This is a genomic window from Cryobacterium sp. TMT1-2-1 (assembly GCF_004403955.1).
GTDB classification, from domain to species: Bacteria; Actinomycetota; Actinomycetes; order Actinomycetales; family Microbacteriaceae; genus Cryobacterium; species Cryobacterium psychrotolerans.
In genome coordinates this window covers 22,607-35,808 of the sequence record NZ_SOHC01000053.1, presented here as the reverse complement: position 1 = coordinate 35,808, position 13,202 = coordinate 22,607, and the positions used below count along the sequence as shown (strand labels likewise).

The 13,202-nt window shown below is 70.1% G+C and carries 10 protein-coding genes and 1 pseudogene; 10 read left to right on the top strand and 1 reads right to left on the bottom strand.

Annotated features, from left to right (window positions below; all coding sequences use genetic code 11):
• Positions 1 to 134 precede the first annotated feature (134 nt).
• Entirely contained in the window at positions 135 to 1,157 is a 1,023-nt protein-coding gene (locus E3T33_RS09515) for a phosphatase domain-containing protein (protein ID WP_092324599.1), read from the bottom strand.
• Between the two features lie 129 nt (positions 1,158 to 1,286).
• Between E3T33_RS09515 and E3T33_RS09510 the strand changes: the two genes are divergently transcribed.
• From E3T33_RS09510 to E3T33_RS15580, 10 genes and pseudogenes are all read left to right on the top strand, one after another.
• Positions 1,287 to 1,976 carry a TetR/AcrR family transcriptional regulator gene (locus E3T33_RS09510; protein ID WP_092324586.1) on the top strand — a complete coding sequence of 230 codons (690 nt, stop codon included), beginning with the start codon at positions 1,287 to 1,289 and terminating at the stop codon, positions 1,974 to 1,976.
• Positions 1,977 to 2,109: 133 nt separating this feature from the next.
• Complete coding sequence (locus tag E3T33_RS09505; RefSeq protein WP_092324585.1) at positions 2,110 to 2,991, top strand: ATP-binding cassette domain-containing protein; 882 nt, start codon at positions 2,110 to 2,112, stop codon at positions 2,989 to 2,991.
• Complete coding sequence (locus E3T33_RS09500) at positions 2,988 to 3,704, top strand: ABC transporter permease (protein ID WP_092324583.1); 717 nt, start codon at positions 2,988 to 2,990, stop codon at positions 3,702 to 3,704. Before E3T33_RS09505 ends, E3T33_RS09500 begins: the two co-directional genes overlap by 4 nt.
• Complete coding sequence (locus E3T33_RS09495; RefSeq protein WP_092324581.1) at positions 3,701 to 4,441, top strand: ABC transporter permease subunit; 741 nt, start codon at positions 3,701 to 3,703, stop codon at positions 4,439 to 4,441. Before E3T33_RS09500 ends, E3T33_RS09495 begins: the two co-directional genes overlap by 4 nt.
• Positions 4,442 to 5,365: an ABC transporter substrate-binding protein gene (locus tag E3T33_RS09490; protein WP_092324580.1), complete on the top strand. Its 924-nt coding sequence runs from the start codon at positions 4,442 to 4,444 to the stop codon at positions 5,363 to 5,365.
• A gap of 79 nt (positions 5,366 to 5,444) precedes the next feature.
• Positions 5,445 to 5,573, top strand: coding sequence for a hypothetical protein (locus E3T33_RS15680; RefSeq protein WP_256332763.1), 129 nt, complete (start codon positions 5,445 to 5,447; stop codon positions 5,571 to 5,573).
• A gap of 236 nt (positions 5,574 to 5,809) precedes the next feature.
• Positions 5,810 to 7,306 carry an anthranilate synthase component I family protein gene (locus E3T33_RS09480; protein WP_092324578.1) on the top strand — a complete coding sequence of 499 codons (1,497 nt, stop codon included), beginning with the start codon at positions 5,810 to 5,812 and terminating at the stop codon, positions 7,304 to 7,306.
• 74 nt (positions 7,307 to 7,380) lie between these two features.
• Positions 7,381 to 9,972 (top strand): leucine--tRNA ligase, encoded by a 2,592-nt coding sequence (gene leuS, locus E3T33_RS09475; RefSeq protein ID WP_092324577.1) that lies wholly within the window; start codon positions 7,381 to 7,383, stop codon positions 9,970 to 9,972.
• Between the two features lie 164 nt (positions 9,973 to 10,136).
• Positions 10,137 to 10,832, top strand: coding sequence for a helix-hairpin-helix domain-containing protein (locus E3T33_RS09470; protein ID WP_092324575.1), 696 nt, complete (start codon positions 10,137 to 10,139; stop codon positions 10,830 to 10,832).
• Positions 10,833 to 11,218: 386 nt separating this feature from the next.
• Positions 11,219 to 13,030, top strand: a pseudogene (locus tag E3T33_RS15580) (ComEC/Rec2 family competence protein); the annotation flags it as partial.
• Positions 13,031 to 13,202: the final 172 nt, after the last annotated feature.

Sequence of the window (13,202 nt, the reverse complement as noted above, 5' to 3'; positions counted from 1 at the left end):
CTCCCTCACATATGTGGCACTACGAGCCAGACACACCCGGCCCGCAACCCACGGTCTATGCGATCGGGAGGCCCCAGCTCAATACCCCATAGCGTCTAGACCGGTCTGCTGGACCAGCCTGCTAGACCAGCCTGCTAGAACAGGTCGTGTTCGGCGAGCTGGTCGGCCAGGCTCGAACCGTCCGGCCCGTAGACCCAGGGCGCGCCAGGACGCGCCTGGGCGGCATCCCTGGACCGGCCGCCGGCGAGCACCGCTTCGCTGGGGGAGAGCCGGCGGATCGCGACCGCGGCGACGCTCGCCGGGAAGTCACGCTGGAATTCGCTGTAGATGGCCTCGTCGTGCTGGCCGTCATCGCCGATCAGGATCCAGCGGATGTCGGGGAACTCCTGGGCCAGTCGGCGCAGGTTGGCCCGCTTGTGGTCTCGGCCGCTGCGGAACCAGCGGTCGTGCGTGGGCCCCCAGTCGGTGAGCAGGAGCGCACCCGCCGGATACATGTTCCGCGAGAGGAAGCGGGTCAGCGTCGGGGCGACATTCCAGGCCCCGGTCGAGAGATAGATGACCGGGGCGCCCTCGTGCGCCGCCACGAGGCGGTCGAGAAACACGGCCATGCCCGGCGTGGGAACCCGGGCGTGCTCGTCGAGCACGAACGTGTTCCAGGCCGCCAGGAGCGGGCGAGGCAGGGTCGTCACCATGACGGTGTCGTCGACGTCGGAGATGATTCCGAGGCGCACCGCGGGTGCGACGATGAACAAGGGCGCCTCGACCGGCGCCGAGTCATCCGTGTGCAACCGGGCCACGTGCCAGCCCGGCGCGAGCCGGGCCTCGACGACGGTGTCGACCACGCCGCCCCGGTCGGCCTGCACCCGGTGGGTTCCCCCGCCGATCTCGATCGTCACGGTCACGTCGTTGACGGGCACGCTGGTGAAGCTGCGCCAGCCGCGGATGCCCGAATCCCGTCCGTCGGTGCGGCGCCGGGGTTGCTTCGCCTGGCTCTCGGGATCAACGGGTTTGGCCAGGAGCACACGACAGAGGATGCGCACCCGCTCGGTCGTCCCGTAGCCGGCATAGGGGATGATGATCGGCCGGTAGCCGCGGTTGCGCGCGTACCGCTCCCGCACGTCGTGCAGCCAGTCCTCGGCGCGGGCAGCCCTGTGCATGATGCTCGCTGGGGCGGTCATGCTCGGCGTTTCGGGGGACTCTGGCACCTACCCAGTCTGTCATGCGCGCCGCAACACGAAGCCACAGTCGGTAACCCGTAGGATATGACGAGTCGTCGAGGAGGAAACGTGTCACTTAATGACATCATCGGGGAGGGATCAGCCGGCCAGGGCCAGCAGATCCGCACCGAACCCATGCAGCAGCGCAGTGCAGCCCGACTGTCTGCCCTGCTCGACGCCGCCGCAGCAGTGGTCGACGAGGTCGGCTTCGACCGGATCACGACCGCGATGGTCGCCGAACGGGCCGGCGCCTCGATCGGCACCGTGTACCGCTATTACCCCGACCGGGTTGCCGTGCTGCACGCGCTGCGCGAGCGCGCCGTGCTGCGTTTCCGTCAGCGTTTCGTCGAGGAGATGAAGCTCACCCGTCCGGAAACCTGGTGGGATGCCGTCGATTGCGCCGTCACCGCGTTCGTAGGGCTCTACCGGTCAGAGGCTGGTTTCCGCATCCTGCACTTCGCCGACCGGGAGCGCACGGCGGAGGTCGACTCGGACGACGTCGAATCGGGCTTCTTCGCCCGCCGCCTCGCGGGCATCCTCGCCGAGGAGTTCGGCCTGCCGGCCGGGCCCGACCTGAACTTCCGGCTGGAAATGACCGTCGAAATGGCCGACGCACTGCTGTCGCGCGCCTTCGCCTCCGACCTGCAGGGCGACGAGCGGATCATCGCCGAATGCCGTCGGATCATGCACGACTACCTCGTGGGCTACTACGGGCCGAGCGTCGGCTCGAAAGCCCCGGTCCTCTCCCACCACTCCTGAGGCGTGCCCGCGCGCCGGGCCCGGCGGGAATCCGTTTCTGTGCTGCCAATCCGATTTGAGAGCGACTTACGAATACAGTGTGGTTGGGTTCGCCGCGCGCTGACCCGGTCCCCGCGAGGAATGAGCCACGTCCATGATCGAGTTCCGCTCGGTAAGCAAGCAGTTCCCCGACGGCACCCTGGCCGTCGATGACTTCAGCCTCGTGCTGCCCTCCCACAAGACCACCGTCCTGGTCGGCTCCTCCGGCTCGGGAAAGACCACCCTGCTGCGGATGATCAACCGCATGGTCGATCCCACCGGCGGCGCCATCGAGATCGACGGGGTCGACATCGCCGGCCTGGAGCCGGTCAAGCTGCGCCGCAGCATCGGCTACGTGATGCAGAATTCGGGGCTGCTCCCGCACCGCACCGTCGTCGACAACGTCGCCACCGTGCCGCTGCTGCGCGGCGTGCCGAAGAAGCGGGCGAGAGCGGATGCCCTGGCCCTGCTCGACACGGTCGGCCTGGAACGTTCCCTGGCGGACCGCTACCCGAGCCAGCTTTCCGGCGGGCAGCAGCAGCGCGTCGGCGTGGCGCGGGGCCTCGCCGTGAACCCCAACATCCTGCTCATGGACGAGCCCTTCGGTGCCGTCGACCCGATCGTGCGTGCCGAACTCCAGCAGGAACTCATCCGGTTGCAGCGAGAGCTCGGCAAGACCGTGGTCTTCGTCACCCACGATGTGGAGGAGGCGTTCCTGCTCGGCGACCAGGTCGTCATCCTGCGCCAGGGCGGGCGGGTCGCGCAAGTCGGCTCCCCGACGGAGATCCTGGCGAGCCCGGCCGACGACTTCGTAGCCAGCTTCGTCGGCGCCGATCGGGGCAAGCGCGCCCTGCACCTGGAGAGCCAAGGCGGCCGCGACATCCTCGTCGACAGCGAGGGTCGGCTGGCCGGGGTGCTCACCGGCGGGTCACGTCCCGGCGAGGCCGACCCGGTTCCGGGTTCGGGTGCTTCGGCGCAGGGTGGGGATTCCCGGTGACCTGGATCTGGTCGAACCTCGACTTCATCTGGGACCGCACCCTTGATCACCTCGTGCTCAGCGTGCCGCCGATCATCCTGAGCTTCCTGATCGCGCTCCCGATCGGGTGGCTGGCGCACAGATTCCGCCTGGGCCGCGGCTTCATCCTGATCTCGGTGGGTCTGCTCTACGCCATCCCCTCGCTGCCGCTGTTCGTGGTTCTGCCGGCGATCGTCGGCACCAGCGGCCGGGACCCGCTCAACCTGGTCATCGCACTCACGATTTACGGCGTCGCCCTGATGGTGCGGGTGGTCGCCGACGGCCTGGCCTCGGTCGACCCCGATGTGCGCCTGTCGGCCACCGCCGTGGGCTTCTCCGGCTGGGCCCTGTTCTGGCAGGTGCAGCTGCCGCTGGCCGGGCCGGTGCTCCTCGCGGGCCTCCGTGTTGTGGCCGTGAGCACGGTGAGCCTGGCGACGGTCGGCGCGGTGATCGGGGTGCAGAGTCTCGGCAGCCTGTTTACCGACGGCTTCCAGCGCGGGATCGAAGCCGAGATCGTGGCCGGGATCGTGTGCACCGTCCTGCTCGCCCTGGCCTTCGATGGGGCGCTCGTCGCGCTGGGGCGCTTGCTGATGCCGTGGTCGCGCCCGGCACGTCCGACGCGCTCGTCGGCCCCGTTAACCCCCGGGCCGAAAGCCCTGGGCGCGGCCGTTCACGGCGGAGAGGCGGCCAAATGACTCTCTTCCTGGACGCGCTGAACTGGATCTTCGACCCGGCCAACTACGTGGGGGACGGCTCCATCCCCTCGCGCCTGCTCGAGCACCTGGTCTTCACCTTCGTCACCCTCCTGATGGCGTCGATGCTCGCCCTTCCGCTCGGCTTCCTGATTGGCCACACCGGACGCGGCCGGGGCCTGGCGGTGGCGGTGTCCGGCGGGCTGCGGGCCCTGCCGACGCTCGGCCTGCTCACCCTGGTGGCGCTGTGGGTCGGTATCGGACTCGAGGCACCGTATGTGGCGCTGACCGTGCTGGCCATTCCGCCGGTGCTGGCCGGCGCGTATACCGGATTCGAGGCGATCGACCGGGCCACCATCGACGCCGCGCGCTCGGTGGGCATGTCCGAGTGGCAGATCGTGCGCAAGGTGGAAATCCCCCTGGGGCTGCCGCTGCTGATCGGCGGTCTTCGCTCGGGAACGCTGCAGGTCGTCGCCACGGCCACCCTGGCCGCCTACGTCGCGGACTTCGGGCTCGGTCGCTTCCTGTTCTCCGGACTGAAGACCCGCGACTACGCCGAGATGCTGGGCGGCTCGATCCTCGTGATCCTGCTGGCCCTGGTCCTGGAGGGTATTTTCTCGGTCATCCACAGAGTCATCCTGCCGCGCGGCGTTGCCGCGGGTCGGCCCACAGAAGTCCGGGCCGGGTCAGTCAGACCTCGCCCGGGGATGGAATCCACCATCGCGAAAGGAAGAAAATAGATGTTCACAGTAAAAAGAGGCCGGCTCGCGCTAGTCAGTGCGGCCTGGGTTGGGGCCGTCGTAGCCCTCGCAGGGTGTGCGTCCGGCGACCCGCTGGACAGCGGGTCGGATAAGGCGTCCGGCGACAAGTTGATTGTCGGATCGCAGGACTACTACTCGAACGAGATCATCGCCGAGATCTACGCCCAGGCGCTCGAGGCCAACGACATCGCCGTCGACCGGGACTTTCGCATCGGCCAGCGCGAGGTCTACCTTCCCGACATCGAGGCGGGCAAGATCGACGTGTTCCCCGAGTACACCGGAAGCCTGCTGCAGGCCCTCGACAAGAACGCGGCCGGGGGCACGAGCGACGAGACCTACGCAACCCTCCAGGAAGCCCTGCCCGAGGGTCTCCGCGTGCTCGACAAAGCCGATGCCTCCGACCAGAACTCCTGGACCGTCACCCAGGCGTTCGCCGACAAGTACAAGCTGACCGACATCGAATCCCTGAAGAACGTCACCGAACCGATCGTCGTGGGCGGCAACGCCGAGCTCGAGACCCGGCCCTACGGACCGACGGCGCTCAAGGAGAAGTACGGCATCGAAACCGCCGGCTTCAAGCCGATCGAGGATGGCGGAGGCCCGCTCACCGTCAAGGCCCTCGTCGACGGTGACATCCAGATCACCAACATCTACACGGCCAGCCCGAACATCAAGTCGGACAAGCTCGTTGCCCTGGCCGACCCGGACGGGCTCTTCTTCGCCGACAACGTCGTGCCGGTGGTCTCCGACAGGGTCACCGACAAGGCCGAGAAGGTTCTCAATACGGTCAGCGCGGCCCTGTCCGCCGAGGACCTGGTGAGCCTGAACGCCCAGAGCTTCAACGACCAGAAGAAGGCCGAAGACATCGCTGCCGCCTGGCTCAAGCAGGCAAAACTGTTCTAGCCACTTCCCACGAATTCGACGGATATTCTCGCCCGCAGGCCGGTTTCCCGGGCCTCGACGCCGGGCCGTGTTGGAGCAGATGGCCGACGCTATCGCTCACACCATGATGACGTTTGGGGAGACCACCTCCGCCGTCAACGGCACGACCAAGGGCGACGGGTCCGGAACCGTGGATCTCGAATTCAAGGGCAGCAAGGCAGTCAAGTAAGCCGGTGCAGCGTCCGACGCGGTGGCAGGGGGAGGTCGCCTTCGGGCGGTCCCCCTTCCTGCCCCGGGGCAAGGGCCTGGTCGTCGGCGAGCATCTCGACGAGCAGCGCGACCGCTCTCTCTGCCGGTTGGCGATCGGGAACCAGGCCGGGGCCCTGCGCCAGGCCCGATCGCGCGGCGGACGAGGGGAGGGCCGGACAGATCTCCGAGTCGCTCGCTGTCTCCTAGGCTGGGGTCGTGACCGGGTCAATCCAGCGTGCGGTGTTGCCCCGATGGTGGGACCCCGCGCGCGCCTTCGTCGCCCTCTATGAGAGCAGTCCGTACGCCTTCTGGCTGGACGCCGGCGAGGGCGCCGAGACCGGCGTCAGCTACCTGGCGGAGGCCGCCCCGGGTTCCCGGTTCGTGACCGCCTCCGTTCCGGACGGGACCGTCACTGTCACCGTGGTGGGCGCCCCGGATCCGTCCGTGGAGCCGGCGCCGGCGATCACGTCGCCGGAAACGATCTTCGAGTTCCTCCGCGAGGACCTCGCGCGCCGCGCCGCCCTGGACGACACGACGGAACAGGGTTTCCGCCTGGGCTGGGTCGGCTGGCTCGGCTATGAGCTCGGGGCGCAGACGGTCGGGACGCCCGTGCACGTGTCCCGGTACCCGGATGCCGCCCTGCTGGAGGTCAACCGCGCCCTCGTCTTCGACCACGCGGCCCGCACGGTCACTGCCCTCATCCACGTGCCCTCCTGGAGCGCCGAGAAGGGCACGGTGGACGGCACGGGGAGCGCGGAGGACTGGGCGCGGGCGGTCAGCGCGACCCTGCGTGCGTCGCCGGAGCCGGTGCCGGCCGATGCCGCTCGGCCGGTGCCGGTCGATGCCGCGCGGCCGGTGGCGCACTGGCGACACGACGCGGAACGCTACGCGGAGTTGATCCTCCGCTGCCAGGCGTCCATCCGCGAGGGCGACGCCTACCAGCTCTGCCTGACCAACGAGATCAGGATCGACGCGCGGCCGGACCCGGTCGTGGCCTACCTCGCCCTGCGCGCCGGGAGTCCCAGCCACCACGGCGGCCTGCTGCGCTTCGGCGCCACCGCCCTGCTCAGCGCCTCGCCGGAGCAGTTCCTGGCCGTCACCCGCGACGGCCTGGTCACCACGAAGCCGATCAAGGGCACCAGCCCGCGCGGGGGCACCGCCGCGCTCGACGACGAGCTGCGCGCCGGACTCGAATCGAGCGAGAAGGAGCGCGCCGAAAACCTGATGATCGTCGACCTCATGCGCAACGACCTCGGCCGGATCGCCGAGCTGGGTTCGGTCACCGTCTCCAGCCTGCTCGCCGTGGAGAGCTACGCGCACGTGCACCAGCTGGTCAGCACCGTTGAGGCCCGGCTCGCCCCCGGCCTGTCCTCGGTGGACGCGGTCGCCGCCTGTTTTCCCGCCGGGTCGATGACCGGCGCCCCGAAAATCAGCGCCATGACCATCCTCGACGACCTCGAGGATGGCCCGCGCGGCATTTATGCCGGCGCGTTCGGCTACGTCGGGCTGGACGGCGCGGTGGACCTGGCCATGGTCATCCGCAGCATCGTGCTCGACGGCGACGGAGCATCCATCGGCACGGGCGGGGGAATCACGGCCCTGTCCGTTCCGGCCTCCGAGATCGAGGAGACCCGGATCAAGGCCGCTGCCCTGCTCGACGCCCTCGGCGCCGGCACCGCACCCACGCGACGCCGCCACCCCGGGAGTGAGTAACCTAGAACCTGGCCCAGCCGTCGGCGGATGCCGGCGAGCCGCACGTCCCCAACACCGCACCGAATGAGAGCCACGTGGCACACGAGCAGCACACCGCACCGACCGGCGCCGAGAGCGGCCGCGAGACCGACGAAGACCTCTATGACTTCGCGGCCATCCAGGCGAAGTGGCAGCCGGTCTGGGAGGAACGGAAGCCCTTCCGCACGAGCGACCCCGACGACACCCGCCCGCGCAAGTACGTGCTCGACATGTTCCCCTACCCCTCCGGTGACCTGCACATGGGCCACGCCGAGGTGTACGCGCTGGGCGACATCGTCGCCCGGTACTGGCGCCAGCAGGGATTCAACGTGCTGCACCCGATCGGCTGGGACTCCTTCGGCCTGCCGGCCGAGAACGCCGCCATCAAGCGCGGCATCGACCCCCGGGCGTGGACCTACGACAACATCGCCCAGCAGAAGAAGAGCATGAAGCTCTACGCGGCATCCTTCGACTGGGAGCGCGAGCTGCACACCAGCGACCCCGAGTATTACAAGTGGAACCAGTGGCTGTTCCTGCAGCTCTACAAGAAGGGCCTCGCCTACCGCAAGGACAGCTGGGTGAACTGGGACCCGGTGGACCAGACCGTGCTCGCCAACGAGCAGGTCCTGCCGGACGGCACGTCCGAGCGCAGCGGCGCCGTTGTCGTGAAGAAGAAGCTCACCCAGTGGTACTTCAAGATCACCGACTACGCCGACCGGCTGCTCGACGACCTCAACCAGCTCGAAGGCAGCTGGCCGGCCAAGGTGATCACCATGCAGCGCAACTGGATCGGCCGGTCGATCGGCGCCGACGTCGACTTCGTGATCGAGGGCCGTGACACCCCGATCAGCGTCTTCACGACCCGCCCCGACACCCTGTTCGGCGCCACCTTCATGGTCGTCGCCCCGGACTCCGACCTGGGCGCCGAGCTCGCCGCCGGCGCTTCGCCCGCCGTTCAGGAAGCCTTCCAGGGCTACCTCACCCGGGTGCAGAACAGCACCGAGATCGAGCGCCAGAGCACCGACCGGGAGAAGACCGGCGTGTTCCTCGAACGCTACGCGATCAACCCCGCCAACGGGGAGCGCCTGCCCATCTGGGCGGCCGACTACGTGCTCGCGGACTACGGGCACGGCGCGGTCATGGCCGTCCCCGCCCACGACCAGCGCGACCTGGACTTCGCCCGCGCCTTCGACCTGCCCGTGCGGGTCGTCGTCGACACCACCGCCCCGGTCACCGGCACGATCCCGGTGATCACCGAGGCCATGCTCGACGGCAGCGAGGAACTCCCGCCTTTGGACCCGGCGGCCACGGGCATCGCGCTGACCGGGGAGGGCCGCCTGATCAACTCCGGCGCGCTCAACGGGCTGAGCAAGAACAACGCCGTCAAGCGGATGATCGAACAGCTCACCAGCGACGGCACCGGCCGGACGGCGAAGAACTATCGCATCCGCGACTGGCTGATCTCGCGCCAGCGCTACTGGGGCACCCCGATCCCGATCATCCATGGCGAGGACGGCTCCGAGATCCCGGTCCCGGAGGACCAGCTTCCCGTCCTCCTGCCCTCCAGCGAGGGCCTGGACCTCACGCCCAAGGGCACCTCGCCGCTCGGCGGGGCGACGGACTGGGTCAACGTGCCCAACCCGATCGACGGCACTCCCGCCCGCCGCGACGCGGACACGATGGACACCTTCGTCGACAGCTCCTGGTACTTCCTGCGCTTCCTGAACCCCAACGACGACACCCAGGCCTTCGACCCGAAGGAAGCCGAGAAGTGGGCGCCGGTCGACCAGTACGTCGGCGGCGTCGAGCACGCCATCCTGCACCTGCTGTACGCGCGCTTCATCACCAAGGTGCTCTTCGACCTGGGTCACGTCACCTTCACCGAACCGTTCACGTCGCTGCTGAACCAGGGCATGGTCGTGCTGGACGGCGCCAAGATGTCCAAGAGCAAGGGCAACCTCGTCTACTTCACCGAGGAGGTTGAGCGGCACGGCGTCGACGCCGTGCGCCTGACCATGGCCTTCGCCGGCCCGCCCGAGGACGACATCGACTGGGCGGATGTCTCGCCGGTTGGTTCGGCCAAGTTCCTCGCCCGCGCGTGGCGCATGGCCAGGGACGTCACGAGCACGCCCGGCATCGAGTGGAAGACGGGCGACCAGGCCCTGCGTCGGGTGACTCACCGGTTCCTCGCCGACGCCCCATCGCTCATCGAGGCGTTCAAGTTCAACGTCGTCGTCGCCCGCCTGATGGAGCTCGTGAACGCCACCCGCAAGGTGATCGACACGGGCGCCGGGGGCGGGGATGCCGCGGTCCGCGAGGCGGCCGAGACGACCGCGATGGCGCTGAACCTGTTCTCGCCGTACACGGCGGAGGACATGTGGGAGCGCCTCGGCTACGAGCCGTGCGTCGCCCTGGCCCAGTGGCGCAAGGCCGACCCGACGCTTCTCGTGGCGGAAGCGGTCACCGCCGTCGTGCAGGTCGACGGCAAGGTGCGCGACCGCCTCGAGGTGTCGCCGAAGATCACGAGTACGGACCTGGAGAAGCTGGCCCGCGAGTCGGCCGCCATCATCCGCTCGGTGGGCGACCGCGAGATCGTGAACGTGATCGTGCGCGCCCCGCGCCTGGTCAGCATCGTCACGAAGCCCTGACCTCCCCGCGAAACCGCAGTTGTGCCATTTATGAAGGGCGTTTAGCGCGCACAACTGCGGTTTCGCGGGTGGGGAGGAGACCTCCACAGGCGGCGGCGGGGGAGATTGCGCACGGGTTGGGGCCGGCGCGGGAGCGGAGCCGGGGCGCGGCCTAGCCTTCCGGCATGGAGTCCGACGAGGCGAGTGATGCCCTCGCACGCCTCGCCCCGTCGGCGCGTGCCCCGGAACGCGCGCGCCGCCGCATCGGGGTGGGCGCCGCGGTTGTGCTGTTGATTGTCGCGCTGGTGACCGCCGTCGTCGTGTCCGCGTTCGGGCAGCCGCCGGGGCAGGTCGTCGTGCCCGTCGGCAGCGGCCCGGGAACCGGGTCGTCCGGAGGCGACAACGAGGGGTCCGGCGTTCCCACGTCCCCCTCGGCAGACAGCGGCGGCATCCTGTTCGTTCACGTACTCGGCGCGGTTCGGCGGCCCGGTCTCTTCGAAGTCCGAGACGGGGCGCGGGTGATCGACGTCGTCGCGGCCGCCGGTGGCCTCCTGGCCACGGCCGACCCGGCCGGCGTCAACCTGGCCAGGCTCGTGGGCGACGGGGAGCAGCTCTACATTCCGAAGCTCGGCGAAACGCAACCCGGTACCCCGCCGGGCGGGTCCGGCGGCGCGGCCCACGCCGCCGGCGGGAAGGTCAGCCTCAACTCCGCGAGCGCTTCGGAACTCGACACCCTCCCGCGGATCGGGCCGCTGATGGCCCAGCGCATCATCGACTACCGGGAGGCCAACGGCCCGTTCGCCGCCGTCGAAGACCTCCGCAATGTGACCGGAATCGGCGACAAGACCTTCGACGGCCTGAAGGCGCTGGTCACGCCGTGACGGCCGACCTGCGCCTGGCCGCCCCGGCCGCAGCCTGCTGGCTCACTGCCGGGGTGCTCTGCGCCGCTCCGGGGCAGGTGGCTGCGGCGGCTGGTCTGCTCTGGCTGGGGTCGGTGGCGGCCATCGGGATCGGCCTCGTCGATCGTTGGCCTCGGCGGTCGCGGTCCCAGAAAGGGTCTCAGCTTCGGGGGCGATGGCGAGCCCCGGCGCCAGCCCCGGGCCGCCCGGGTTGGCGCGCCCTGTGGGGTACGCTCGGCGTCACCTTCGCCGCCGCCGCGCTCGTCGCCACGGTCATCGCCGCCACCGCGTCCGCGCGGCTCCCGGGCGAGGTGAGGTCGGCCGCTGAACGGCACGCGATCGTCACCGGCACCGTCACGATCGGCACGATGGCCGCCGAGACGCAATCGTTCCAGGGGTTCAGCGGCTTCTCCAGTCGGGTCCGGTTCCGCGGCACCCTCACCGAGCTGCGGCTGGACGGCCGGACCGTGCCGGTGTCCGTTCCCGTGGTGGTGTTCGCCGAATCCACTGCTTCCGCTTCGCGCGCGCTGGAGATCGGTTCCTCCGTGCGGCTGACCGGCACGGTTCAGGTCGCCCAACCGGGGGATGCCGCGGCGGTTCTCTTCTTCGGACGCGGCCCACCGGAGGCCGGCACGGGTCCGCCGTGGTGGCTCGGGTGGGCCGGGGAGCTCCGGCACGGGTTCTCCGATGCGGCCTCCCGGCTGCCCGGCGACGGCGGCGACCTGCTGCCCGGCCTCGCCATCGGCGACACCACAGCGGTGAGCGACGAGCTGGACGGCGAGATGAAGACGAGTTCGCTGAACCACCTCACCGCCGTCTCCGGGGCGAACTGCGCGGTCGTGATCGCGTCGATCATGCTGCTCGGCGGGGCTCTCCGCCTGCGCCGAGGCGTGCGGATCGCCCTGTCCCTGGCGGTGCTCGTGGGTTTTGTGACGCTCGTGACGCCCGAGCCGAGCGTGCTCCGGGCCGGGGTGATGGCATCCGTCGTGCTGCTCTCGATCGGCATCGGGAGGCCCGGCGGCGGGATGCCGGCCCTCGCCCTGGTCGTGATCGTGCTGCTGGCCGGCGACCCGTGGCTGTCCCGCAACTACGGCTTCGCGCTGTCGGTGCTCGCGACGGCGGGCCTGCTGGTCCTCGCCGGTCCCGTGACCCGGGCGCTGTCCCGCTGGATGCCCACCGGCCTCGCCGCCCTCATCTCGATCCCGCTCGCCGCTCAACTCGCCTGCCAGCCCGTACTCGTGCTGCTGAGCCCCAGCCTCCCGCTCTACGGGGTGCCGGCGAACCTGCTGGCGGCCCCGGCCGCGCCCCTGGCGACGGTCGTGGGACTCCTCGGCTGCCTGCTGCTGCCGTGGGCTCCTGGGCTCGCCGGGACCCTCCTGGGCGCGGCCTGGCTGCCGTCGGCGTGGATCGCCGCGGTTGCTCGAACTACGGCAGCCCTGCCGGGAAGCCGGCTGCCGTGGCCCGGCGGGGCCGTCGGCCTCACCGGCATCGTGCTCGTCACGCTTCTCGTCCTGATCCTCGTCTTCCGGCAGGCGGGAGCGCGCGGCGCGCGGCGGCGGACCGCGGCGCTGGCCCTGCTGCTGGCCTCGCTCGGCGCATATTCCGGGTCGCTCATCGGCACCGGGGTCGGGCGGGCCGCCGCCTTCCCCGACGACTGGCAGATCGCAGCCTGCGACATCGGCCAGGGTGATGCCGTGGTCGTGCGCGACGGGGACCGGTACGCGCTCATCGACGTCGGACCGGACCCGAAACCGCTCGCCGCCTGCCTCCGCACCCTCGGCATCGACCGGATCGACCTGCTCGTGCTCACCCACTACGACATGGACCACATCGGCGGGATCGACGCCGTGCTCGGCCGGGTGGACACCGCCCTGGTCGGGATCCCCGAGAACGACCAGGACCGGCGCCTGCACGACCGGCTCGCCGAGGGCGGCGCGCTGCTGCGGCAGTCTGCCCGGGGCGACAGCGGGGCCCTCGGCGGGCTGCGTTGGGAGATCCTCTGGCCGGTCAGGGGCTCACCGGTGATGCAGGTCGGCAACCCGGGAAGTGTGACGATCGGCTTCGACGGGCGCGGCATCCGGTCGCTGTTCCTCGGAGACCTGGGCGAGGAGGCGCAGGACGCCATGTCGCGCGCGTCCAGGCCGGCGGCACTGGATGTCGTGAAGGTCGCCCACCACGGTTCGGCCGACCAGAGCCCGGAGCTGTACGCCCGCCTCCGCGCCACGGTCGGGCTGATCGGGGTCGGCGCGGACAACGGCTACGGGCACCCGACGGATGCGCTGCTGGACATGCTCTCCGGAGTCGGAACGACCGCCTTCCGCACCGACCGGCAGGGGATGCTCGTGGTTGCGC